A 27,000-nucleotide genomic window follows, 5' to 3' on the forward strand; every position below is an offset into this window, starting at 1 on the left:
CATGGCTGCTGACCCTAAAAACCCTTCCATATCCCTATGCGGTGAGAAATGCGGGTTAGTTGGAATTTCCCGTAATAACCGTAAGGCGACCATAGCTAGCTACGGTGAAATCCGGATAGTCTTGGCGAATCTGCGAATGTACATCCTTGTTGTCTTCAACAAAATACACGAATTGGTCAGAGAGGTAAGGAACAACACATTTCATAGTGCTCATGATAGCCTCGGAATCATGAATACCATCATCGATAAAAATATCGATCCTGTCATCTCCCAGAATGTTTCTCAAATATTCGTGATTGTTTTTATACTGATCAAAATAATACAGCTCCGGGTAGTTGTGTATAAAAGCACCTAAGCGCCTTAAGTTGCCGACATTTCCCCTGAAATATTCCAGATCAATATCAAGACCTATCACCCGTCCATTTTTAAACAGGTCACACCAGATAGCAAGCCCTGTACCCCTTAAGATACCAAGTTCTATAAGGGTGACAGTGTGGGAAAGACAGCCGGAAACAAAGGGGGCTAAATGCTCTGCATACTTCTTTCCGTAACCATGATACAACATACGATCCCCACCCTGCAGAAATCGCCGAAAGAGCTTAGCCCTTTCATGTGAATCATGGTGGTCACTTATAACTTTACGTTGCAAACCTCGTATGTATCCCCCATATTTTGCCTCGGTTTCGATCAGCCATTCTACTTGCCCGGGTTGTCCAATGTTCTTTTTGGAAAAATATCTCCGCCTTTTTGCCCAAATCCTAGCAAAGTAAATTTTACGTTTAACAAAACTTTTAAGACCCAAAAAATAGTTCCCCCCTTGAAGTTAAATAAAAACGCCAATCTTAGTCGACTAAGTCAGGCAGGTACATCGGCGAGAAAACAGACCCTGTTGTTCCGAGAGGTTACGGGCAGAAACCTCTTCTTTCTATTTGATTAATTCCCTTATAATTCATGTCGCAAAAATTACCTGACAAGGAAAAATACTTATGAGGAAGAATAAAACTACTGATTGACGTAAAGCCTGCAACTCTTACTGACACGGTGTAGCCATACAAATCCGTATCCCTCGAAGAATTCGTCAACAGCTTTCTTGGATCCCGCCCAGCGCCCATAATCATCGATTATAAGCACACCTCCTTTTTGAAGACGAGGAAACAGAACTTCAAGCTCTACTTTCGTACTTTCATACCAATCCGTATCCAACCTCAAAATTGAGATTTTCTCAGGAAGATTGCTTTCTACTGTGAGAGTATCTTCAACCTTGCCACTGATTAATTTGAAGTTGTTTGTACCAACTTCCTTGCTAAAATTACTCGCGACTTTATCTTTTGTCACATAATTCCAGTCCGTTATTCCCTGCGGCTTCTGTTTAGCCAACCATTTATCTCTTACGAGCGAAGAGTTCTTTAACTCGGGGTTTTTTTCTATCAGGTAGTCGTCCTCGGTTGGTTCACTCATCCCGGCAAAAGTGTCATACCCCCATATTAACCTATCAAGATTAAACGCTTTCAGCATCAGACCACAAAGTATCAGGTTTCCCCCTCTCCATACCCCGCATTCAACTATGTCACCCTCTATGTTTTTTTTTGCTATCCATTCGACCGACTGTATTAAGGCCCACTGACGACTCCTTGAAGTCATAGTGTATTTTGAGCACGTGGCCATAATATCAAGGTGTTCGTTCGTCGCTTCCGGTGTAAATTCACTTTTTGGTGTACCGAAAAGATGTTCCTTGAGCATTTTTTTGACTTTCTTTAACATACTTTATGTGATCACCCTCCATGCTCATGCACAGAAAAATTTCCATCTTCAAGTTCAATAAGATCGTGCGACCTACGCCGGACCCATATTCCATTTTCCACCAGAAGAACGACCAACTGATCGCCGTTCATTAATGCCACGGGCGTGGCGTCTTTTCTGTCCGCATCTTCTCGCGCCCCTTTGGCGAAATCACTGGTCGTAATAATGAGCCCCTGTTCATGGACCGCAAGGCTTCCTCTGACCTCCCGAACTACATGCACCGGAACATTGTTTTTCCACCTCTTTACCTGAACTGCCATTCGTGTACGAATAACTCCACCCACAAGCAGCGTCCCACGAACATCAATGCCACCGTCCCCAGTCTTGTTTGTAACCTCGATCTCCTCAAAACCCATTTCCCCAAGTAGTCTTGCGACCAGTTTCTCAAACGCCTCCCATTCCATTTTAAGGAGCTTTTCATGCAGTTCCTTCCGTACCTTCTTATTATGCCTTTCTATTTTAAGAGGAAGACTCGTGGACATCCATTTTGAAAGTCCAACCAGCCCACTTCCGTGTTGTGTGAACCGAGGCTGCTCACCTCTACGCCTAGACCGCTTTATTGAAGTCAATATCTGCGCATTCATGGATAACTCGGGAGTTTTTCCCTTGCTCGACAGCCAACCCATTTCAACGGCCTTATCGGTTATTTCCCGGTAATGCATCGGCTGGCGGTCGGCGAAGCGCTCAAGAACCATCTGCGCAGAGTCCATAAAGGAAAAAGAAGTTTCTCTTTGTGTCTCTGCAACCTGGTCACCAGCAGTCTCAGTTATGGTTTCTGGCCTAGTTTCGCTTGAATAATCCGCTTTCCTCAGTCCGAAGGTTGCAGGCGCATGGAGAACAAACGGGGATGTATCTCCATTTTTCTTGATATGCGAATAAATTGTAGCACCTACTGTTGCCTCCGGGGTTTTCCCCGAGATCTTCCAGAGTTTTCTTGAGAGGATGCGCTTCGTTATCTCTTTCACATGGAGCGGCGTGCTCGAGTTTTCCAGTACAGCTATGATTGCTTCACGTATGCTCATCGTCTTGGATCATCTTTCACAATGCACCCGTTACCAGTGACCACGTTAAACACAACCCCTTTTAAGCCAGACATTAATCCTTGCACCCTTGCCTGCCCGCCCCTCAGTTGCTATCCAGCAGTATGTCTCTATTGTCCAAACGCCACTTGGCCGCTTCAACAACGCCTTTGGAAAAGAAATGTGAATATTTTACTGTCAAGGCTTCAAAACTATATTCAAGCTTTCCGCAGTCACGGAGAATTTTGAATCCTTTTTGGAGTTCTGAACTGCAAACCAGCTTAGATAATGCCTTTATGTAACCTTCCCGTTCAATCATCTGCCGGGTCCGCACAGCAAAAGACCCGATGCATTTTTCATAAACCTCTATTGTCTCATCAACTTCCCGAAGAAATTGTTTCTGTGATAACATCGCACTGCAAAGTTTACCTTATTCGGCAGTGATGAGTGAATATCAGCGGACATGTGATTGCATGTCAGCCTAGCAATCAGTATCATTCTTGCCAGTTTGCCTCCGGACATACGTGGAAAAAGACACTCTGTAGACAATCCTAAAAACTGATGGGCCATCCATTAAAACACATATCCATCCGGGTTCCTTGGCATGATTCCGGGTGGGACGGTAGTGTCTGCTCCGCGCCAAAACTAAACGGTTCCTGTCTCAAACTGAAGCAAATCGCTGAAAAACGAAACGACGATGCAGAAGAATCAATAGCAGGAAAAAGCATAAATGATATGCCGGAGAAAGACTGGCCACCGTGCATCGCCGAGCGTGCGGGATTTATGGCGCCATTTGAATATGCTTCCTCTCGCAACCATCCTTACAACTCCGGCCCCGAAAGCAGCCACGGGCACTTCAGGCCGACTCAGTTGCGTCATCCGCCCTACTCAGCAGCGACCGTTCCCTTCAAGTGGATGCTTGCCGAGGAAATGGAGTCTATCGGAAAAATCTACGAAATTGATGTCCGAGAAGACCGCGAACCCGATTTAGGCTTTAAGACTCCGTGGGTTCAGAATCACCTGAACCAGACTGCCCTGCTTGACTGTTTCGCCGACCATGTAAAACCCGAACGCTCACTCTGCTTTTTCTACGCCAAGCAGGTGCCTTTTCTGGAAAGTCAGGCAAATGGACGCATTCTGATCGGTCTCGGGCGAGTGCTGCACGTAGGCGACGTGCGGGAGTATGACTACTCTACCAAGAAACTTCAAGGTAAATTACGCTCGGTTATATGGGAACGCATGGTGCAGCACTCGATCCGCCCGGACTTTAAAGACGGGTTTTTGCTTCCATACCACGCGGCCATAAAAAAAGCGGCTGAAGACCCGGAATTTGATCCTGCCGAAATAGTCGCTCTCTCGCCCGCCGACCGGATTTCCGAGTTCTCATACGCCTCAGAGATTGTAAGCCATGACGGCGCCATAGCTTCACTTCTTTCATGTACCGAGTCGCTCAGGAAGGCGAAAGACGTTTTGCCGGGACCGTGGGAGCAGTGCCTGCGGTGGATTGACGCGAGGCTCGGGGAACTATGGAAAGCAAGAGGCCCCTGTCCAGGCCTCGGTTCTGCACTGACCGCGTTCGGACTGGAGCTTGGCACTTTTGTTGCCCGTGCCGTAGCGGAAAAAGCGGGTGACAACGCCGACCCCTGGCCGTTGATTGAAAAGACATTCGCCGAACCCGAAAAACATCTGCCGAAAAAACTGGCGAAAAACATCGGAGAAACTCTGCAGAAAAAATGGTTTCGCCTGCCTGACGAACGCCGCGCCCTGCTCAAACTCGTAAGCCGCTTCGAGATCAGTTCGGAGCAGGCTACGAGGCTCTATGTTCAGGAAGAGCGCTCCAAATCCGGGATAGATGTTTCGGACGCGACGATCCTTGCTAACCCCTACCTGCTCTACGAACTGACGCGCCTGACCCCTGAACCCGTAAGCGTCTACACGGTCGACCGGGGTATCTTTCCTGATGACGTAGTACGCAAGGAACACCCGCTCCCGAAACCGTCGGCCCTGGATGCCGGAACGGATGCCCGTCGCGTGCGCGCTTTCGCGATCAAGGTTCTTGAAGACGCGGCCGCCACGGGCAGCACGCTGTTACCAAGGGATCAGATCGTTCTCGGTATCCGCGGACTCGCTCTCCAGCCATCTTGCGATGTGGACGCCGACCTCATGAATGTCGCCAAAGATGATTTCGGAGACGCGATAAGCGAATTCACCATGGCTGACGGAGCTCCCGCTCTCCAGCTGGGCAGGCTGACTGAGGTAGGAAGAACCATCAGAACGGCTATAGAAAAGCGCATCAAGGGTAAACGCCTCACCGTAACAGCAGATTGGAGAAAGATGCTCGATGAAGCCCTCGAAAACCAGTCGGACGCAGGCACCGGCGAACCTGATGAGCCGGAAGAACTTGCCCGGAAAGAGAAGACGAAAGCACTTGAAGAACTTGCTCAATCCCGTTTTTCCGTGCTGATCGGCCCCGCGGGGACCGGCAAGACCACATTGCTTTCAGTCCTCTGCTCCCATCGGGAAATAAAAAACGGCGGCGTCCTTCTTCTCGCTCCTACGGGAAAAGCGCGAGTGCGGATGGAGCAGTTTACTAAAGTTCTTGATCTTAAGGGATACACAATCGCCCAGTTCCTGAGTCCACACCGCTACGACAGCGCGACCGGTCGCTATCGTCTTTCGGATAAACCAACCGATGTCGGCGCGCACACGGTAATTATTGACGAAGCATCCATGCTTACCGAAGAAATGCTCGCCGCGCTCATCCAGGCACTGAAGGGCGTTCATCGGCTCATCCTGATCGGCGACCCTCGCCAGCTCCCGCCTATCGGAGCAGGTCGCCCGTTTGTTGACATCGTCAAGCATCTCGCGCCGGAAAACGTCTCCAGAGAGTTCCCCCGCACAGGCCCCGGTTACGCAGAATTGATCATTCGCCGCCGCCAAACAAGCGAAGAGCGCGAGGATACGCAGTTTGCCGAGTGGTTCAGCGGTTCACCGATTGCGGCAGGTGAGGATGATGTTTTTGACAAAGTGACAGGAAACGTCCAGAACCCCTATATCAGGTTCGTTCAGTGGGAAACGGCGGACGATATGCGCTCACGGTTAATCGACATACTGGTAAGTGAACTTAAACTCCCTGGCGGCTCTCAGGCACTGAAAGGAGCCGATGACATCGCAGGCTTTGACGCCACCCTTGGAGGCAAGGACTGGAACGGCATGCGATTCTTTAATCCCCGAAGAAACAATAACCCCGGCGCTGCGGAGACTGCGGAGAGCTGGCAGATACTCTCGCCGGTACGATCGGCGACCCACGGTGTGCCCGATCTGAACCGCTTCATTCACAAGCAGTTTCGTCATGCCATGATCAATGAATCACGCAAAAAAGGATGGCAACGGAAGTACCCTGAGCCCAAGGGGGAGGAGGAAATAGTTTACGGAGACAAGGTAATAAACCTTGTGAATACTGACCCTGGGCTCCCGTGGAACAAACATCGCGGGATTTACCCGAGAAAGGATGATCCTTATATAGCCAACGGCGAAATCGGCATGGTTGTCGGTTTCTTCAGAAAAAAGGGAGCTCCTGATTTCCGCTGGAAACTGGAAGTGGAATTTTCTTCGCAGCCCGGATTCAAATATGATTTCACCAGTCGCGACTTTGACGAAGAAGGGAATCCGGTACTTGAGCTTGCCTACGCGCTGACTGTACACAAATCCCAGGGAAGCGAATTCGGCACCGTCATTCTCGTGTTGCCGAACCCCTGTCGCCTGCTTTCACGCGAGCTGCTCTATACAGCGCTTACGCGCCAGAAGGAACGGATTATCATCCTTCACCAAGGCCAGAGATCAGAATTGCGAAAGTATTCCTCGGATGACCGGTCCGAAACAGCGCAACGCCTTACCAATCTTTTTGTCTCTCCATCGCCGGTCGAGATTGACGGTCGTTTCTTTGAAAATCACCTTATTCACCGCACCACCCGGGGGGAAATGGTACGTTCCAAGTCCGAGGTGATTATCGCCGATCATCTTGCCAACAAAGGCATTGAATATGCCTATGAACAGCCCCTTACAATAGACGGGATCACCAAATACCCGGATTTCACCATTGAGGACATGGAATCAGGCTTGACATTTTACTGGGAACACTGCGGAATGCTGCATGTGCCAAGGTACCGTCTCAGATGGGAAGAAAAACTCAAATGGTACCGAAACCACGGCATTTTACCGCAGGAAGAGGGGGGCGGTCCGAATGGCACGCTGATCATTACCGACGAAGAAGATGGAAGCATTGACTCGGCGAAAATTGCTGCCATTGTCATGGATATGCTCTATTAGCCCCCTGAACGAAAAAGATGCATCTTCAGTACGTTTTTACTCTGCGTTATCAGGTCTGGAATCCAGCATAGGAGGAAAGCTCAGACTTTTAAACTGCGAACGGTTACATTTTGTATAATCCAACTGAGGATTTATGTGAAAGCAGCTACCTTTAAGACCGCCTGATGCCACGTATCTTCGACAATATTAAGCAAAATCTCCACCCGGCGCTGGCCGAAACCATGGAAGTTTCCGACCGCGCAGACTTCTGCGTAGGGTACTTCAACCTGCGTGGCTGGCGAACGATTGATCAGCACGTCGAAAAATGGAAGGGGGGAGAAGGTAACTGCTGCCGTCTCCTGGTCGGAATGCAGCGCCTCCCCCAGGAAGAACTGCACATCGCAAAAAGCCTCTCGGCAGAAGAAGGACAAATGGACAACCAGACCGCATCCCGGCTTAAAACGAAGCTTGCGGAGGAATTCAGGGAACAGCTTACTATAGGCGCTCCGAGCAACCAGGACGAGGCGGGGCTCAGAAGACTGGCCAGACAGATAAAAGAGAAAAAGGTGATCGTCAAGCTGTTCCTCCAGTACCCTCTTCACGCCAAGCTCTATCTGCTGTTCCGCCCGGACCCCGTAAACCCGGCGGTCGGCTATCTCGGTAGCAGCAACCTTACCCTGCCGGGTCTCTGCAACCAGGGCGAGCTGAATGTCGACGTCATGGACCACGATGCCTGCCAGAAGCTCGCCAAGTGGTTCGAAGACCGCTGGAATGACCGGTGGTGCGTGGATATTTCGGAGGAGCTTGTCAAAGTCATCAACGAGAGCTGGGCGAGGGAAGAATTGATTCCGCCGTTTCACATCTACGTGAAAATCGCCTACCACCTCTCGCAGGAGGCGAGAACCGGCCTGAGCGAATTTCGCATTCCCAGAGATTTCGGCGGCAGACTCCTTGATTTCCAGACGGCGGCCGTGAAGATCGCGGCGCATCATCTGAACCGCCGCGGCGGGGTCATTATCGGCGATGTCGTGGGGCTCGGAAAGACGCTCATGGCAACTGCCCTTGCCCGCATTTTCGAGGATGATTACGGACTTGAGACGCTGATCATCTGCCCGAAGAATCTGGTCCCGATGTGGGAAAGTTACCGGGAGGAATACCGGATGCGCGCCCGCGTTCTTTCAATCAGCCGCGTGATCAGGGAACTGCCCGACACACGTCGCTACAGGCTCCTCATTATAGACGAAAGTCACAACCTCAGGAACCGCGAAGGCAAAACGTACAGGGTTCTGCATGAATATATAAGGAAAAACGACAGCAAGTGCATCCTGCTCTCGGCGACTCCTTACAATAAAACATACTTGGACCTCTCAAGCCAGCTCCGCCTGTTCGTACCGGAAGATGAAGAGCTGGGCATCCGGCCCGAGAGACTGCTGCAGGAAATAGGAGAGACCGAGTTCCTTCGCCGACACCAGGCACCCGTCCGCTCTCTGGCGGCATTCGACAAATCGGAATACGCCGACGACTGGCGGGAACTCATGCGTCTCTACCTGGTGCGCCGAACCCGAAGCTTTGTTCGGGACAACTACGCGATGACCGACCCTGAAGACGGGCGGAAGTACCTCACGTTCGCAGACGGCACCCGCTCCTACTTTCCGACACGCGCTCCAAAGACAGTACACTTTGACACAGACGAGCAGTATTCCCGGCTTTTCGCCGACGACACTGTGGACACGATAAACGGACTGGAGCTGCCGCGCTACGGATTGGGTAATTTTATAAATAATGTAATACCCCCCCCCGTAGCGGTCCGGGGCCGGATGAGTCGAGAGTTCTAGATGACCTCTCGCGCGCAGGAAAGCGCCTCATGGGGTTCTGCCGCACCAACCTCTTCAAACGGCTTGAAAGCAGTGGCCACTCGTTTTTGCTTTCGGTAGAGCGCCACCTGCTCCGCAACTTCATCTACATCCACGCCATTGAAAACAAAAAGCCGCTTCCGATCGGAGCGACCGACGCGGGACTCCTTGACTCCCTCTCTTTTGACGGGGATGCGGAAAGTGTCAGTGGCGGTCTTTTTGACGACGGGGAAGGAGAAGTATCCTCTGAACTGAATGCAGCGGAGATGCCACGGACGGAGGAGGAGTTCCGAAAACATTCTGCCAAGGTTTACGAAGTATACTCCGACCGGTACAAGGGGCGGTTCCGATGGCTGGGTTCCCATTACTTCACGGAAGACCTGGAAAAGGATCTCAAGGCCGATTCCGCGGCCCTGCTCAAACTGCTGAAGCGATCCGGCAACTGGGACCCATCCTCAGACGCCAAGCTGGACGCACTTCACAAGCTGCTCGCCAGCAAACATCCCGACGAAAAGATATTGGTCTTCACCCAGTTCGCCGATACGGTCCGTTACCTTGAGGATCAGCTAAACGCCCGAGGCATGGAAGGGTTAGCCGCCGTCACGGGGGACTCGGCAGACCCGACAAAGCTTGCCTGGCAGTTCAGCCCCAGAAGCAACGAGAAAGAGGGAAGCGTCTCACCCGAAGACGAACTGCGTGTGCTGGTGGCCACGGATGTGCTGAGCGAAGGGCAGAACCTGCAGGACTGCGCCATTGTCGTAAACTACGACCTGCCGTGGGCCATTATCCGCCTGATTCAGAGAGCCGGGCGCGTCGACCGCATCGGACAGCGAGCCCCTGAGATATTGTGCTATTCCTTTCTCCCGGCCGAGGGAATCGAGCGCCTGATCCGGCTTCGGGCGCGCGTGCGGAGCCGTCTTGACGAAAACGCCGAAGTCGTGGGAACAGACGAGGCTTTTTTCGAGGACGAGGGACACCGTGTAGTTTCCGACCTCTACAGCGAACAGGCCGGAATTCTAGACGGCGACGACGATACCGAGGTCGATCTCTGTTCCTATGCCTACCAGGTATGGCAAAACGCGATAACGGCCGACCCGTCCCTAAGGAAAAAGATCGAGGATATGCCGTCCGTCGTCTACTCATCGAAGCACTACAAACCGAAACCCGACCGGCCAGACGGCGTTCTGGTTTACATGCGGACCACCAGGGGATACGACGCTCTCGCCTGGGTTGACCGCCATGGCAGAAGCGTTACCGAGAGCCAGTTCGAAATCCTGCGGGCGGCCCGGTGTCCGCGCGACGCACAGGCACTTAACCGCAGCGACAGGCACCACGAACTCGTGCGGAAAGCGGCGGAACACATCTCAAGTGAGGAAAGTCAGGTAGGCGGCCAGCTCGGACGCCCTTCCGGCGTACGGTTCCGCGTTTACGAACGCCTAAAGAACTACTCGGAAACCGTCAGAGGAACGCTGTTTGACACCAAGCCGCTGCGAAGAGCGATACAGGATATCTATCGCTATCCCCCGCTTCCGACCGCGATAACCACGCTTAACCGGCAGCTGCAAAGCGCCATCTCCGATGAAGACCTGGCCAAGCTGGTCATCGCCCTGAGAGAGGAAGAGCGGCTTTGCGTAGTACATGAAGAAGACGAAAGCCGGGAACCGCAGATCATCTGCTCCCTCGGGCTGGTTAACCGGGAGGAGGGTTGAAGATGCCGATCACCCTCGACAGAGACAAGGCCAGAGAGCATCTTGAGAATTTCAATCTCCGGGCACTTTTCATTGAGGAGCTTGGCTGGGACCACAGACGCGGAGACATGGAAGTCCGAATAGACGACCGCTCTTTTACCCTTGAGAAGGTCGCCCACAAGCGAGGCATGGTCGCCTACCAGTACACCACCGAATCGGACGAGAAGTTTCCAGATTACTCCACCCGACGGAAAATTGAGAGGTTTGTCGCCAGAACAGTCCGAGAACATTTAATAGTCTACGCTACCCAAGAAAGAGACGCACAGTACTGGCAGTGGGTAAAACGCGAGCCGGGGAGACCGGATCAGAACCGCCTTCACATCTACAGCAGAAACCAGTCGGGAGAAGCCCTGATCCAGAAGCTTGAACATATAGCCTTCACGCTTGATGAGGAAGAAGATCTCACCATAGTGGATGTCTCCGGCCGGGTGCGTGCGGCATTCGATACGGAGAAAGTCACCAAGAAATTCTACGACCGCTTCAGGGAAGAACACAAGACCTTTCTGGGATTGATCGACGGCTTCAAGGCATCGGACGACCGGGAATGGTACGCTTCGCTGATGCTTAACCGGATGATGTTCATCTACTTCATCCAGAAGCGCGGATTCCTGGATGATGACCGGGACTATCTGCAAAATCGCCTGAACCGCATGAGGGCATCCCGCGGCAAAAACCGATTCCAGACTTTCTATCGCTTTTTCTTGTTACGCCTGTTCCATGAGGGACTTAATCAGCCGGAGACTGCTCGTGACTCCGAACTTGCGGAGCTTCTGGGGAAGATTCCATACCTTAACGGCGGTCTTTTTGATTTGCATGAACTGGAACGTGACAACAAAAACATCGATATTCCAGACGAGGCGTTTGAAGGGATATTCAAGTTTTTCGACGCTTATCAATGGCATCTTGACGACAGACCGCTCCGTGACGACAGAGAGATCAACCCGGATGTGCTGGGCTATATTTTCGAGAGGTACATCAACCAGAAGCAGATGGGCGCTTACTACACCAAAGAAGATATCACCGGATACATCTGCCGCAACACCATAATCCCATTCCTGTTTGATCAGGCCAAAAAAGAATGCCCCATAGCTTTTGAACCTGGCGGCGGTGTCTGGCGCCTTCTGACTTACGATCCGGACCGCTATTTCTACGAATCGGCACGCCACGGGATAACTCATGACATTAACGAAAACCGGGATCTCGCTAAAACGCGCGAACTTCCGGATGATATCGCTGCCGGTCTGAATGATATATCGAAACGCACAGAATGGAACAACACGGCTCCTAGAGACTACGCGCTACATACCGAGACCTGGCGCGAACACATCGCCCGCCGAGAGCACTACAATGAAATCCGAGCTAAGATCGTTGCCGGGGAAATCGTATCTATAAACGATCTCATCACTTACAATCTCGACATCGAAAAATTCACCCAGGATGTTATCGCAGGAAGCGAAGGACCGGAGCTGGTCCGGGCCTTCTGGAAAGCTATTTCGGAAGTTTCCGTTCTTGACCCGGCTTGCGGTTCCGGAGCGTTTCTGTTTGCGGCACTCAATATTCTGGAACCCGTTTACATCGCCTTACTAGAAGCCATGCGGGGCTTTCTAGATGATCTGGAGCATTCCAGACGCAAGCACCATCCCGAGACTCTGAGCGATTTCCGCAAACTGCTTGAGCGCATCGATACGCATGCGAATGAACGCTATTTCATCCTGAAGTCTATAATCGTTGGTAATCTCTACGGCGTTGATATCATGGAAGAGGCCATAGAAATCTGCAAACTGCGTCTGTTCCTGAAGCTGGTCGCACAATTAGAAGACTATGACCAGATCGAACCACTGCCAGACATTGATTTCAATATCCGCCCTGGCAACACCTTAGTCGGCTTCACCTCCCTTAAAGAAGTAAAACGGAATCTATCCGCCGATATGATCAATCAGTTATCGCTTCCTGAGATCGAGCAGCGGGCCGAAATCGCCGGACAAACATACCAAGATTTCCGCAGAATGCAGACTGATTGTGACATGGATGTCCTTGCGCTTGCCAATACGAAGTTAAGACTGCGAGAACAACTCGAGGGCTTGCAAACGAAACTGGACAATTATCTGGCGCGCATATACGGCATAGACACCGAAGACGAGGCCGCCTACGTGCAATGGCGCTCCAGTCATCAATCCTTCCACTGGTTTGTTGAATTCTACGACATTATGCAAGATGGGGGTTTTGACGTGGTAATTGGGAATCCTCCTTACGTTTCCGTCAGAAAAATTCCCTACGAAATTCTTGGTCCCTTAGCGCAAAAATTTTCCGATATTTATGGCCATTTCCTATCAAGGTCTCTGGTTCTTACTGTTCCCGAAGGACGATGCGGAATGATCGTCCCGTTGTCCATAACCTTCAGTCGAGACTTCAAGGCACTTCGAGAAAATCTTTCCAATTGGGGAGCCGCTTGGTTCTCATCCTATGATAATATACCGGCAGCACTATTCGCAGGAGTCAGTCAACGTTGCACGATCTGGATCGGACATAACTCGGGCACCGAGATTTTTGCTGCTCCAATGTACCGATGGCGTACATTCTGCCGTCCACACCTTCTGACAAATTTATCCTATGTTCCCGTGAAAAACCTAAATATTGAGGAATTGGGGTTACCAAAAGTCGCGGAATTGTCGCATACATCTGTACTGAGCGCAATATCATCGACAAAACTAAGAAAGTATCGGGCAGCTATCTCCGAAGGCAGCGGGAATAAGGCGTATCTTAGTTTTTCACAGTCAGGAAGGAATTTTATCTCTGTGTTTCTTGAAGATCCACCGTGTGTTGATGCTGTTTCGCTTAACAACATCACCCCATCGAAAATAGGGCGGTTAACTTTTGCAGATGATGAGCCAACATACGCTGCATTGGCCGCCACAGCCGGGGAATTTTATTTCTGGTATTGGCTTGTGCGAGGTGATGGTTTTGACGTCACTAACTGGGTAATTAGTGACTTTCTCAGAGTTCTAGATTTCCTTCCGCCCGAGAATTATGAATTCCTGATCGAATTGGGGCACATGCTTCACTTTGAGCGCAACGAGTGGTTAGTGTTCAAGAAAAACGCCGGGCGATACGTAGGAAACTTTAACTACAGAAGGGCGTTCAAGATCACGAGGCGAGCAGACTTGTTAATCTTCGACGCCTTGTCCTGCAACCGGAAAGAAGCACTTGCAATTTTCGGCTATGTGCAACGGATACTGGCAATAAATGAATACGCTGGAGAAAAAGGAATACCCGGAACAGTGAAAGCGCGGTTTACTGCTAGCAAGAGAAAAGCGGTGGAAAACGATCAGCTGTTCTCAAAAATTGATTCTCACTTGGCAGAAAATTTTTCCTTCACAGAAAAAGAAATGGAGTTCCTTATCAATCATGATGTGAATTTGAGTGCCTATTACGAACCAAAAGGACGGTAATTCCGAACGAAAAGGGGCGAATTCAGTCGTAATATGCACCAGATAAAAAGTTGGACAACTTACACTCTTTCAGCCTCGGTACCAACGAAAATGGAAACTTAACTCACACGCAATCGGTTTATTCCTGCATCCACTCTACAGCACACTTTTTGCGACCTTCCTGATAAAACTCGTCTTTTGCCTTTTTCATTGCGCACACAATGGTCAGGTTTTCTTGTTGTCTCGAAACCGCTTCTTCCCAAGACTGCACCTTCTTCTCGTAAGGAACCTGATCTTCCTTATCTAAAATACTTCTGGCTTTTTCCAATTCCCTTTCGGCAAGTTCCAGCGTATATCTATAGTCTTTCAAACGCTTTCCTACACTATACAAATGGAATTCGGCAACTGTCCATGACTCGGACCTGAAGGGGAAAGCTTTCTCGGTTCCAGTCATTTCTTTTACTTCTTCGCAAAACCTCTCTATGCCTCTGGGAGTAGATGTATCTTTAGCTTTAACTCTCTCTTTTCTTTTAGACCACCTATTTAGCTCGCTGCCTAACTCTTTCTTCCCCTTTTCAGATAAGACTTCTGCCTTAAACCCGCAAGGGGAGACAAACTCGTTGGAAGCAAAAGCCGTATGGGGAAAAATCACTCCTGCCAGTACCAGCGCAAGTATTGTTCTCATATGTTCACCTCTTTCGGGATGCTACCCGATAGGCCTCCCTTCATTCTGTAATATGCAACCAAGATAAAATTTGTGTACTCCAATACTACCAAGAAAGATAGCAAGTAAACCAGCTACAGTTTTTACTCCTCACCACTTGAATTTCAGGCATAACACAAACGAAATCGAATTACTCTCCTTTAAAAGCTTCATTTCAGCCTTGATTGCTTCCATCTTCTCGCGGATATCCCGAAATGCCTGATCACGTTCACTCACCGGCAGATAACACAAATCAATGTCCACGGAAAATCTCGGACAGTCATGAAAGAAAAAATTAATAGCCGTGCCGCCCTTCAATGCAAACACCTCCTTTGTCGCGGCAATTCGCAGCGTCTCAAGCAGCAAAGCAGATTGCTTTTCATAGCCTCGCATCATGGATTCACCCAGGTCTCGGGAACTGTTATCTTGAATCTTGAGTTCCAAAGCCCGCCGTTTACGACGTGACGGCCTCCCGAACCAAGTTCAATGGACTCCAGATTCAATTCGCCATACCATTGGTAATCGACAATTTCGGCAAGCGCGAGGAACAATCGCTTTGCCTTTACCGAACGACATGCGCGCAGAACGCTTTGCAGAAGCCCGGGACGCAGCGTGGACAAACCTTCCATAAGCTGCCTGGCCTCTTCAAAATCCGCACAGTTCGGCAGCAGATAGCAATACTCAAGCATGGCCCGTTCGGGCGCACTCGTCCTAAGCGAAAACTCTCCGACACGCAAATCTTCCAGACCCTCGGAAACCGGATCAAATAATGCGGGGGCATTGAAAACCTGCAGATTCCTGGCAAACCGTTGCTGCCTGAACCACCGGGGCAGACTAGTGTTCTGTCCGATGCCGAGATACAGGACAGGACTCTCTCCAAGCGGCAGGTAATGCAGGCGCCCATAATACCCAAGCGCCGTGCACGCCGCCGGATAAACCTCTCCGGGCCGTTCCCGCTGCAGGGCGTAGAGCGACCCTGACAAGGTAGGTTCCGTGCCCGCCCTTACCCAGGCTCCCCGCCCAAGGGAACTAAGCCAGCCGCTGCTTTTATATCCCTGAAGCAGCTGCGGAGAAACCCGTCGTGAGGACAGCCACTTGCTGGTCATGGGAACACCCGCAGGATTCTCAGCGAGAATGCGGTTGATTCTTGTTCCCCTGAGTGTATCTTCACCTGTTTTTAAGTAATCCATATCAATGACGCTGCAATTAGTGTAGCCCCGTGAACTAAACCATCGTAATTTAAAATCTGGAATACAGATAAAATTATATTTTATTTAAAAAGAACATTCTGGTCAAATGTCTTCACTTCCAAGTACTGCCTTTCCAGTATTCAATCTGAATGAATCGTAGTCTTTACGGTAATCACAACCCGGACAGAACACCTCGCGTTTTTGCGAATCTTCGTTTAACCGCACATCTAATCTGACAGTTTCACCCTTTGTCAGACATGTGGGACAGGGCGCTTCTCTTTCCGTGTAGCTACAAAGCCCTTTTCCGAAGTTCGTGCACCCAAGAAATATGGAATACGGCGGAGGATTGCTCCTTACCCTTCTTACAAGACCTCCCATCCATCTCCCCTGAACAAGTCCCTTGCTGAAACACTCAGGACACGGTCCGACAACATCCTCCCTCAAAACAGCATCATTGAACCTGACATCAAGACACCCGCATATCTCTTTTATCTCCGCTGTAAAGGATGACGGCTGAACAGACTGGTTAACCAGAAAGACTTTCTCTCTGGCCCTGGTCATGGCCACGTACATAACCCGCCTCTCCTCCGAATTCGGGTAGCCGTCTCCCGGAGGCAGAAAGACCGAGAGCAAGGGATCCTCCTCTCCGCAGCCCGGAAAGCCCTTCATGCCCGAATCCATTCCCAGCACGATAACGATATCATCCTCAAGACCTTTTGACCTGTGGATCGTCCTCCTGGATATCCTGAGATCGTCCCTGAAGGCCATAAGTTCTCTGTGGCTAAGGGGTTCAATTTCCCTGTTCTTCCGCCCCAGGATAAAAACCCCTTTTCTTTTGTCCGACCTTGGAATCAGGTTAAGAACCCTTTTCAGGTTATCGCTGTCATAACGGTCAACGGAACATATGTTGACGGCGGGAAAGTCGTCATCCGGCGGGCGGGAGCGAACGGATTTTCTGATCTGGGCCGGGTTTTTCTGGATAAACTCAGAAGCAACGTCGGATACCGGTCTGCACGTACGGAATGTCTCCTGAATCCTGTAAGTCTGCGGCTTAAACAGACGGACATCCCGCCCCGACATCCCGTCTTCCGCAACCAGAGGGCTTTCAGATTCGGAAAACTCTTTCATCGCCATGCTGTCTGAGCCGGTAAACCTGTAGACCGACTGCCAGTCATCTCCCACAGCGAAGAGACGGGAATCCGCAGCAAGTATGCGGGCGAGGAAATTCTTTCTGGCTTCCGAGATGTCTTGGAACTCATCCACAAGGACATACTTGTACCGATCCGGAAGCGCGCCATCCATCTCGGCGCCGCTTAAGTGGCGGACAGGCCCAAGGATCATGTCCTCAAAATCTATGGTGCCGTTTTCACGAAGAATCTCCTCGTAGGTCTCAAGTACCGGAAGGAAAAATCTTTTGAAAAGGCCGCTTCTGAACTTGTCGCGAAGGGAGTCAAGCCGCACGGAAAGACCCCCCGGCGAAAGATCGTTCGCCTTGGCAAGCTTTATGCATCTTGCGATCAGGCTGTACGTATCGTCCGAGTAAAGGGACTCAAGGCGTTTCTCTGTATATTCTTTTGAGGGAGGGTCATAGGAGATGCCCTTTTCCTCAAGCTCCCGGAAAATTTTCTCAATCACGGTGCCCTCGTAATATTCGTAGCTATAGGTAAAAAGAAAATCCCCTCCCCGCTCCTCATAGAATTTCTTTTTCTGTCGCACTGTCTCCGCGTAGCCTTCAAAGGGGGAGCTGCCGTCCCTCTGGATCGCGAAATGTTCATGCCAGAGATCTATTTCCGGATAATAGAAATCCGGGGTCATTTCTCCGTCGGGATGCGGCCTTTCATACTCGACTTTCACTCCCCTTATTATCAGGCTGTTTATGATAGCAAGCTCCTGCTGGGACCTGACCCAGTATCTTGCGTCAAGACTCGGTATGCGCTGCGCTCTCAGTTCCCCACCGAGCCGGAATGATTCTCTTTTGTAGGGATAGCTTGTAACAGTTTCGTTGTATTCCCTTTCATCCCGGACAAATTCTTCTATCTGGTGGTACGGACACTCGGCCCTGAACTCAGAAATCCATTTCCCGATCTCAGGATGCTTGACCTTTGCCCTCTCGATTATCCCAAGTACGTTTGCCGTGTCGAGAAGACCGTCTGAAGAGGATTCCGCAAGGGGGTCAAGCTTTCTTCTCCCCCCTATCCTCTTAAGCAGTTCAAGACCGAACCCGTGGAATGTGTAGACTTCGGGGCGGCCGACTCCGGGGACAAGCTTTTTTATCTTTTCTCCAAGCTCCTGCTCTATCGACTTGTTAAAGGCGAGAACCAGAATCTCCCGCGGGGCAGCGAGTTCTTCTCTTATCAGAAAGACATACTTGCCAAGTAGCGTTGTTGTCTTCCCTGAACCGGCTGACGCTATTACAAGCGTCCTGTAGGAATCATCGACTATGCAGAGTCTCTGCTCCTGGGTAAGGGGATGGGCAAACAGGGAGTCAAAAAGTTCTTTGTGCTTAAGCAACATAATCCCCTCTTTACTCATCAGTACTGACATCAATCACGCAGACTGATATTTTGCGGGATTCATCTTCTGACAGGACGGATTCTATGCTTTTTTTCAGTTCCTGAAAATCGCACGGCCGCATACCGGAAGGCAACGGGCTAGAGTACTTTTCGCCAAACCAGAACACCAGATAAATACCGTATCCCCCGGTGGCCGGGTCTCTCGTGTACAGGGCGATCAGCTGATTCCTTAGGGAACTCAGCAAATCCCTGCTTCCGTTCTTTTTAATCTCTATGGGAACACGAAAATCCCCGCATGAAGAAACCAGTATATCGGTTCTCCTGTCATTGACATACTGACCTTCGGGCTGGGCATCGATCCCCTTCGGAAGAAATCCTCGCAGATCCGAAAGCAGAATATCGCGACAGGAATTTTCATGCCTTGGGTTGTGCGGTCTCCCATGGGAATCTTCGTTCCAGTACTTGCGCCACTCATCCGTATTGTCCGTTCGAACTCTTTTGGCGATCTCGTTCAGCCTGTCCACCAGAAGAGCCGCAAGGTCAGCGACGTTGGCTGGCGCTTCGTTACTGAATGTCCGGCAGACCCGCTCGATGTCAGGATGCCGGTAACCGGCATCATTGCGGGTTGTCCGATGGACTTCCGACATCCTGGCCAGAACGTGATGACAACGTTCCAGAATCGGGTCGGCTTGAAGTCTCCTGAGCGCATCGCCTGATCCCTCATCGGCGGCAAGGTGTTCTATCAGGTCGTAAACAAGGCCTGAGAACTGCTTTTCAGGCGTAGTGACCCCGGGCTCAGGACTCAAAGCAGGTTCAAAGTAACTTCCGATAAGGCGGATCAGCAACTCCAGTTCGGGAATTTCAAGTTCATTCAGCAGGAACCGCCGAGGATTTCCAAGCGCCAAAAAGGCCGCCAGATGCCGAACCCTGGCTTCCCGACCCTGCGTAAAATTCTCTAACCGGTCTTTATATATTTCCGGGCTGACAATCAGACCCGCAGCGAGCCAGCGCGAGCGCAGGGCGACGTTCAGGCTCCCAAGCTTGAGCTTCCTGGCGACAAGCTCCCCAAGGGCATCCCTGTCGGCATACTTAAGGGCCGCCCAGAGCAGATAATCCATATTCCGAATCTGCTTCAGATTGCACTGAACCGGAAAGGATTGAAGCAGGGGCAGGCTTACAATGCGGCTGACCTGAGCATGGCTGTTATTTCGGGCGAGTTCCCGAAGCTTGCGAATATCCTCCATGCCGCTTCGAAAACCGGAAACGGCAAATCGTGCCTGAGTTTCGGCCACGATCTCAGGACGCGTCCTGACAAGCCGCAGGTACCATCTGGGTTCATAATTTCTGACGCGCGCGAGATAATAAAAAAGAAGCGCCCTGCTAATACAGTCTTCTCCCCATAGTGAGGAGTCTTGCGGCTCCGTTCTTTCGACTTCCGCCAGACCCGCGAGCAAAGGCAGTCCGACAGGGTGCGTTCTGCCTTTGCTCAGAAGATCGAAAATCTCATCGGCGCAGGGGATATCCTCCCGTTCAGTTGTGCCGCGAAGTCCCGCAAGCGCAGCCCTGGCCAGATCGCCGTGGCCGGGAAACCGTTTCCTGATATTCTCCGGACCGTAGCAATCCTTCCAGAAGTAATAGTTTTCAAAATATATCTCAGCGATTTCGTGAAGCAGTCCAGGGTGAGCGACGTTTGCGCGCAAGGCATCCCTGTTGGCATAAACATGGTCTATCCACCGGCTGTCTTCATTTTCTTCTTTTTCCACATGACTCCCCCCATCTTCTCTCCACGGAAGCCTGTTCTCCTCCCCCGTTTCCGCAAACAGACACCTCAGGACGTCAGATAAATTTTCACTGTTTCTCGTGGTTTCCCGGAGAACTTCAAGGGACAGTCCTTCGTTGCCGTTTTCATACTTGTGCGCCTGGGCGGCCTGCATGAGCAGAAACCGGGATGCTTGCGGGCGGCTCTCCTGCATTGCAAGAGCTCTTTTCAGGCACCAGAGACCAAAATCGGGTGGAGGAGTCGCCCCATACAGCCGCCCTTGCATATTGAGCGCGTGATAACTGAATTCAGCGGATTCGGGGCATCGGCGAAGACCTTCTTCAAAAACAGTCTTTTGAATATCAGGGGACTGTTCAAGCCAGGCACGTATCTGACTAGCCGGTTCCAGACAATATTCATCATGCTTTACATTCTCGGACAATCCGACACCGAGCCAGTCATAAAGACGCCCTCGGCCTATTCGGTTTCCATGCATCTGCAGGCCGCAAACCAGAAGCCTGAGGGGAAGATCATTGAGGAGCCAGGCGTCAAAAGCGGTTCGCAAACCGGAAATCCGCCGCCACAGACTGTCTAAAAGTTCCTCCACCTCAAGTTCATCCACCTCTGGATTCTCTAAAAATCTGTCACAAAAAGCAGATTGCCAGAACTGCCAGTATGTGCCTTCTGACTCCCGGCCTGTCGGCTCGTAAAGGTAATCCCAAATCTCAGATGGAGACAATTGCCGGGGGTAGAGTTTCAAAAGCAGCGTCCCGAGGAGTTCGTTGTCAGGGTCGGAGATGCTTCCGTCGTGAATATCCGCCAGCAATGCTTTGAGTCCACCCGTAATCTCCGAATCTCTCTGATAGCTGGAGATATATGCGTCAAGGGCTGATTTGTTAATGTAAGGCAGCCAGGTGTTGTCACGGACGATTTCCAGCAGAATCTCGGAGGAATCCGGCATGAATTCATATTGTTTCAAAACGTCTAATACGAACTCGGTTAATGCCTGATGCCGTTCGCTGCGGCGTGGGCTGGTCAGAACATCTCTGAAAACAGACTCCATTTCAGGAGTGGTAAGCGTCCTGTACACATTGACCACCGTGAACGCGGAACCTGGTCGGTACCTCTCACGGCACAGGGCTTCGAGAAGCGCCATATTCTCTTCATTCGACAATGCGCTGATATCTCCGTAGAGAAAGATGCCGACAGGATTGCGCTTGATGAGTTCCGCACGGATTTTCTCGCAATGGACCGCGAGCCACGCGCAAAGACCTCTCATCTGCGAGACCACGATTCCGTATTCTCCGGTAACCAGAGCGAGTATCCGCCGGGGTGGAACTCCTTTGTCAATCAGGCGGGCGAGGCAGCGCGCGCCGAGAAATTCGGCAATGCATTGATGAACGGGAACAAAACGACTATTATCGGATTCCGCCTCAAACAGCCCGGTTGAAAGCGCAGCACCGAGCGCCTCATCGTGGTAGTAGCTGAAACGGTCAAGATCCAGATAATATTCATCCGCGGAATCACAGCCCCGCGCGAATCCGGCGGACCCGCAAACCAGCGAAACGGCGCAGAGATACCCAGCGGCGTCAAGAAGCTGGCAAGTGGTAAACTGTTGTCCCTCCCTGTGTTCTTCATTATGCTCCCGGATCATCTGTGAACAGGCCTTCTCAAAAGTCTCAAGAAGATTTTCCGGCCACCCGCCATCTTTGACAACACTGCTGATCAGCAAGTTAAGATTCTGCGGGTTTGCCAGCAGTCCTCTCACTCCCCGTTTCCAGGCCGACGCGATGAATTCCCGGGCGTCGCGGATGTCCGGATGCCCGTCCAGGATACTGACGACATCCGAGTCCGTCAGGGGATCAAGGAGCAGGACAGTTGCTGCGGAATCTTTCGACACGCGCGCCAGGTGTTTCAGGTCGTTTTCCCCCAGCCAGTCCGCGCCTCGGCACGAAATACGAAAGCGTGGCCTTCCAAGCTTGTCAATGCGGCTGCGGATTTTATCAAGAGCAGTACGCGTGTTGTACGCGCCGGCGCGAATTTCATCAAGTCCGTCAATAAAAAGAGCCCTGTCCCGCCACTCGGGATGACTGTCCGGGTCAAGAGCGAGGAAATCGCGCGCAGTGATAAAGCACGCGTCGTCTCCGAGTGCTCCACATTCGGTCTTAAACGCAGTCGTTTTGCCGGAACCGGGGTTGCCCAGCAGCACATAGGCCGCGACGGAGCGAAACTCTTCCAGGGGCAGGGAGCCATTATTCCGGTCCGAATCCGGCGGCAGTATCTCCTTGCACGTGCGTGGGACGATCTTGTTCATCTTTCCTCAAACCACTGATTCACGGGCACCGTCAGAAACTCATGAAGCGGTACGCCGCCTTCTCCGACAAGAAGCGAACGATGGACACCGAAATTCCGCTTAAACGCTTCAATTCCCCCGAGACGCGCGGACTTCCGGCCGCTTTTCACTTCAACGGGAATAAGATGGGGGCCGCGCCTGAGGACGAAGTCGACCTCAAGCGATTTGTCCCGCCAGTAATGGACGCTGATATCGGGTGTCGCGGTGTTTGACATGTGAGCACCGACCGCACTTTCAACAATGCGTCCCCTGAATGTCCGGTCCGCCATGGCTTCTTCAAAGGAATACCCGGAACCGACAGTCATCAAAGCGGTGTTGAGCACGTTTAGTTTGGGGCTTGATCCCTTGCGAAGATGAGGTTTGTTATGATACTTCCCGAAACCTGCGAGGAGACCCACGTCCGACAGCAGGTCAAGGTAGCGCGCCAAGGTGGTCGTGTTGCCGGCATCCACAAGTTGGCCCAGCATTTTGGTGTACGAAAGAATTTGCCCTGAATAATCCGCTCCGTGTTCGAAAAGCCGTTTGAGAAGTTCCGGCTTGTCCACCCGCGTCATGGAGAGAATATCCCGGCCGATACTGGAACTGACGATAGCCTGGAGAATATGAGCGCGCCACCGGTCCATGTCCTGAACGAACCTGGCTGAGCCCGGGTAGCCGCCGAAATACAGGTACTCGTCCAGACTGAAACCGAAGGCTTTGGACATTTCCTCGAAGGACCAGTGCGCGACGCGCACAGGTTCAAAACGCCCGGCAAGACTCTCGTTAAGTCCTGACTGCATGAGCAGAGGCGCCGAACCCAGAATAACTGCGTGCAGAGGGCAATCCCTGGCGCGGTCGGCATCCCAGAGACCCTTCAAGGTCTGTGACCACTGGGGAATTCTCTGAATTTCATCCAGCGCCAGAACGAATCCCCGCCCGGATCGCTGTGCTTCGCGACGGGCCTCCTCCCAGTTCCGCACCAGCCAGTCTGTGCCGCGCTCATATGAAAAAACCGGAATTGTTTCTGATTCATCGTACGAACCACGCGGCCCCGGAGGCCGAGGTTCGTCAACCGCCAGGTAACGGCTCCCGAGATCTATCTGTCGAAGCGCCTGGCGCACTATGGTGGTTTTTCCGGTCTGGCGAGGCCCGAAAATGGTAATGATGTGATGGGGATGTTCGGCCAGTCGATCGCAAAGCGTGGCAACCTGAGAACGCTGAAAAGATTTCATACAGATAAAATTATACTATTGAGTAAAAGTAGTCAAGAGGACATTTCATTAAAGAAGAACAATATTCCATCAGGAGAGCGCCGTATCTCCCTGATCTCTGCATACCACTATGATGATGTCCTCAATGACCACTCTGTGGACAATTCAGTTAAAGCAGTAACTGATATGATAGAATAGAATAGTTCCCCGAAAAAAAGCGAACATGGAAAACATCGAAAAACAGACAAGGCAATCCTTTCAAAAAACAAAAAAACGGAAAACATACCTGCTGACGAAAACCTGTGTCGCCTTGACCCGGAGAACACGCTTGCCCGCGAAACCAGGGCGACGTCCAGGAAGGTTCATCAACAGGAACAAAGAAGCAGACGATGATCTTGCAAGCGTAACCAGCTTTCTACTCGGGATTTCGCGCCGAAATACGGTCCATCAGCCAGTACCGCCGAACACAGCAGCAACCGGGGATTTGCGGAGCCGGACCTTATGGTGTATGAAGGAGCGGTAAGTGAAAAACGAAGAGACGGGGGTGTCATGAAAACGGAGGAGAAAGGGGCGAAAAACGGGGCTGTCTTAACGGCCCTCGTGATCCTGAGCATTTTGTTTTTTCTGCAGGTTGCGGGCTGTGACCTGGAAGAGGACTGCCCGGTAAACTGCACGACCAAGGTTACGGACACAAGCGGGAACGTTATAGAATGCCATTGTCCTAACAACTGAGAGAATCCCTGTCACGGAAACCAGCATTGTGGCCGGAGCAGTATCCCGAGAGGCGGCAGAGACAAGCGAGGAGTGGAAAAAACCGGGCAATGGAAAAAAACATCTGATGCAGGCGACGCTGATCGGATTTAGCGCAATCCTTATGTGGTCGCTTCTGGCCCTGCTGACGGCCCTGTCAGGAGAGGTACCACCCTTTCAGCTCGCCGCCATGTGTTTTTCGGTCGCCACCGCCGTCGGGCTGGTCTCGCTTGCCGCGAAGCCGTCGGGTTTTCGAAACCTGCGCCAGCCCCTGCATATATGGTGTCTCGGAGTCGGAGGGCTGTTCGGTTATCATTTTTTCTACTTCACAGCTCTTCGCAACGCGCCGGCTGTCGAAGCGAGCCTGATCGGCTACCTCTGGCCCCTGCTGATCGTTGTCGGCTCAGCGCTCCTTCCCGGAGAGCGGCTAGACTGGCATCACGTAACAGGCGCACTCGCGGGTCTTGGAGGAACAGTGCTTATCGTCTCGAAAAACGGCCTTTCCTTTGATGACAGCTTTGCCCTTGGGTATGGCGCGGCCCTGCTTTCCGCCTTTACCTGGGCCGCCTACTCGCTTCTGTCGCGGCGCTTCGGCACGGTTCCGACCGATACCGTCACCGGGTTCTGCGCGGTAACCGCCGTTTTTTCACTCGTCTGTCATCTGGCTCTTGAACAGACTGTCTGGCCGCACGGGGCCGGACAGTGGCTCGCCGTCTCGGGCCTCGGCCTGCTGCCGGTGGGCGCAGCTTTTTACGCATGGGACTTCGGCGTAAAACACGGCGATATAAGAGTACTGGGCACCGCGAGCTACGCGGCGCCGCTTCTCTCAACCCTGATCCTTGTCGCATCAGGCGTCGGCCAGGCCGACTGGCGCATAGCTTGCGCCTGCGTCCTGATAACCGGGGGCGCGGTGCTTGCCGCAAAGGATATGCTGTCTTTACGAACTCGCCGGGGACAGGCCTCTTGACACTACATGCCTGTCATGGATACTGGCATGCAGCGCATCTCTTGGCAAAAGGAGGCGGAAATGAAGAAAAAATCCTCAAAGAGAAAAAACCGGAAAAAAAAGAATAACCCCGCCGGGAAAAAGCCGGCAGGATCATCAGTCAGCCGGGAGCAGACAGCCGAAGAGTCTTCCCGAAAACCCGACATCACAGATATCGACCTGCTTGAAGAAACAGACCCTGAGTACCACGCAAAAGCTCTCTTGATACTTAACGAGACAATCAGGGCTGAGCCTGAGAATTCTGACGCCCTGTATGACCGGGCGATAATCAACTCGGAAATGGGGCGTTACGAAGAAGCCTTTGAGGATTTTGACAGGGTAATACTCCTTGACCCTGAAAACGATCTTGCGTTTCTGGGGCGCGGAACCGTCAAAAGATGCCTCGGTCCCGACGAGGACGCACTCGAGGATTTTGACAGGGCCGTGAGACTTGATCCGCAAAACCCGGTCGCCTACCACGGCCGGGCACTCCTAAAAGACGGTCTCGAGCGTTACGAGGAAGCCATCGAGGATTTCGACGAGGTGCTGCGCCTTGACCCCGGATCCCCGTTTGTGCATCTTGACAGGGGCAGAACGAAATTCGGCCTCGATCGGTACGAAGAAGCAATTGCCGATTTTGATGAGGCGCTGCTCCTTGATCCCGAAGACGCGGAAGTCTACGCATCTAGAGCCCTTGCCAAAAGCAGGCTCGGACGCGATGAGGAAGCCATCGAGGATTTTGACGAGGCGATACGTCTTGACCCGGGTCTGCCTTGTATCTACAACGACCGCGGACTCTCAAAGCACAATCTCAAGCGGAGTGAAGAAGCTATAGCCGACTATGACAAGGCCATACGCCTCGACCCCGAAGATACGGAGGCCTACACCAACCGCGGGGTCGCGAGAACGGACTTGGGCCTCTACGAAGAAGCTCTGCCCGACCTTGAAAAAGCGGTGCTTTTTGAGCCCGCTTCCGCAGAAGTTTATTACAATCGGGGATTCGCCAGACTGGGGCTCATGCGGTTTGAGGAAGCGGTGGATGATTTCACGGCCGCGATCGATATCGACCCCGGGTTTGTAGAGGCTCACCGCGGACGCGGATACGCAAACGTTTCTCTTATGCGCTTCAAAGAGGCTGCCGGGGATCTGGATTATGTAATCGACGCAGACGGCGGAGAGGTCATGGATTACGCCCACCGCGGAGCGGCGAGAATCTGGCTTGAGATGAACGAGGAAGCCATAGCCGATTTTGATCTGGCAATAGGTCTTGACCCGGAAAATGCGTTTGCATACAGAATGAGAGCGGAGGCCAAAAAGCGGGTCGGCAGGAAAGAAGAAGCGGACGAGGACCTTGCGCGGGTTATGAGCCTTGATCCCGGCTTCCTCGACGAGGACACCTGA

Annotated in this window: 15 protein-coding genes and 2 pseudogenes; 6 read left to right on the top strand and 11 right to left on the bottom strand. The window is 51.8% G+C overall.

All coding sequences use genetic code 11. The annotated features are described in order from the left end of the window. Positions 1-55: 55 nt before the first annotated feature. From OXG75_02765 to OXG75_02780, 4 genes are all read right to left on the bottom strand, one after another. Entirely contained in the window at positions 56-802 is a 747-nt protein-coding gene (locus OXG75_02765) for a hypothetical protein (GenBank protein MCY3624912.1), read from the bottom strand. A 200-nt stretch (positions 803-1,002) separates the two neighbouring features. Beyond that, on the bottom strand, positions 1,003-1,761 hold the full coding sequence (locus tag OXG75_02770) for a class I SAM-dependent methyltransferase (protein MCY3624913.1): 759 nt from the start codon (positions 1,759-1,761) through the stop codon (positions 1,003-1,005). A gap of 11 nt (positions 1,762-1,772) precedes the next feature. After that, positions 1,773-2,822 (bottom strand): HTH domain-containing protein, encoded by a 1,050-nt coding sequence (locus OXG75_02775; GenBank protein MCY3624914.1) that lies wholly within the window; start codon positions 2,820-2,822, stop codon positions 1,773-1,775. 103 nt (positions 2,823-2,925) lie between these two features. Next, positions 2,926-3,231 carry a hypothetical protein gene (locus OXG75_02780; protein MCY3624915.1) on the bottom strand — a complete coding sequence of 102 codons (306 nt, stop codon included), beginning with the start codon at positions 3,229-3,231 and terminating at the stop codon, positions 2,926-2,928. A gap of 323 nt (positions 3,232-3,554) precedes the next feature. Between OXG75_02780 and OXG75_02785 the strand changes: the two genes are divergently transcribed. From OXG75_02785 to OXG75_02795, 3 genes and pseudogenes are all read left to right on the top strand, one after another. Continuing rightward, entirely contained in the window at positions 3,555-7,148 is a 3,594-nt protein-coding gene (locus OXG75_02785; GenBank protein MCY3624916.1) for an AAA family ATPase, read from the top strand. 164 nt (positions 7,149-7,312) lie between these two features. Then, positions 7,313-10,689, top strand: a pseudogene (locus tag OXG75_02790) (helicase-related protein). Positions 10,690-10,691: 2 nt separating this feature from the next. After that, complete coding sequence (locus tag OXG75_02795; protein MCY3624917.1) at positions 10,692-14,177, top strand: Eco57I restriction-modification methylase domain-containing protein; 3,486 nt, start codon at positions 10,692-10,694, stop codon at positions 14,175-14,177. Positions 14,178-14,295: 118 nt separating this feature from the next. On the opposite strand, the gene OXG75_02800 is transcribed toward OXG75_02795, so the two are convergent. From OXG75_02800 to OXG75_02830, 7 genes and pseudogenes are all read right to left on the bottom strand, one after another. Then, positions 14,296-14,841 carry a hypothetical protein gene (locus OXG75_02800; protein ID MCY3624918.1) on the bottom strand — a complete coding sequence of 182 codons (546 nt, stop codon included), beginning with the start codon at positions 14,839-14,841 and terminating at the stop codon, positions 14,296-14,298. Between the two features lie 21 nt (positions 14,842-14,862). Then, positions 14,863-14,955, bottom strand: a pseudogene (locus tag OXG75_02805) (NINE protein). A 15-nt stretch (positions 14,956-14,970) separates the two neighbouring features. After that, positions 14,971-15,255, bottom strand: coding sequence for a nucleotidyl transferase AbiEii/AbiGii toxin family protein (locus OXG75_02810; protein ID MCY3624919.1), 285 nt, complete (start codon positions 15,253-15,255; stop codon positions 14,971-14,973). Next, positions 15,252-16,049 (bottom strand): type IV toxin-antitoxin system AbiEi family antitoxin domain-containing protein, encoded by a 798-nt coding sequence (locus OXG75_02815; protein MCY3624920.1) that lies wholly within the window; start codon positions 16,047-16,049, stop codon positions 15,252-15,254. Before OXG75_02815 ends, OXG75_02810 begins: the two co-directional genes overlap by 4 nt. A 102-nt stretch (positions 16,050-16,151) precedes the next feature. Next, positions 16,152-18,563, bottom strand: coding sequence for a UvrD-helicase domain-containing protein (locus OXG75_02820; protein MCY3624921.1), 2,412 nt, complete (start codon positions 18,561-18,563; stop codon positions 16,152-16,154). A 10-nt stretch (positions 18,564-18,573) separates the two neighbouring features. Then, positions 18,574-22,635: a hypothetical protein gene (locus OXG75_02825; GenBank protein ID MCY3624922.1), complete on the bottom strand. Its 4,062-nt coding sequence runs from the start codon at positions 22,633-22,635 to the stop codon at positions 18,574-18,576. Further along, positions 22,632-23,885, bottom strand: a complete 1,254-nt coding sequence (locus tag OXG75_02830; GenBank protein ID MCY3624923.1) for an ATP-binding protein — start codon at positions 23,883-23,885, stop codon at positions 22,632-22,634. The genes OXG75_02825 and OXG75_02830 overlap by 4 nt, the downstream gene beginning before the upstream one ends. Before the next feature lie 480 nt (positions 23,886-24,365). Here OXG75_02830 and OXG75_02835 point away from each other — a divergent pair, with 480 nt between their 5' ends. The 3 genes from OXG75_02835 (at position 24,366) to OXG75_02845 (ending at position 27,000) form a co-directional block, all read left to right on the top strand. Then, positions 24,366-24,596 (top strand): hypothetical protein, encoded by a 231-nt coding sequence (locus OXG75_02835; protein ID MCY3624924.1) that lies wholly within the window; start codon positions 24,366-24,368, stop codon positions 24,594-24,596. A 106-nt stretch (positions 24,597-24,702) separates the two neighbouring features. Continuing rightward, positions 24,703-25,581: an EamA family transporter gene (locus OXG75_02840; GenBank protein MCY3624925.1), complete on the top strand. Its 879-nt coding sequence runs from the start codon at positions 24,703-24,705 to the stop codon at positions 25,579-25,581. Between the two features lie 60 nt (positions 25,582-25,641). Then, on the top strand, positions 25,642-27,000 hold the full coding sequence (locus OXG75_02845) for a tetratricopeptide repeat protein (protein MCY3624926.1): 1,359 nt from the start codon (positions 25,642-25,644) through the stop codon (positions 26,998-27,000).

Source organism: Candidatus Dadabacteria bacterium (assembly GCA_026705445.1).
Lineage (GTDB): Bacteria > Desulfobacterota_D > UBA1144 > Nemesobacterales > Nemesobacteraceae > Nemesobacter.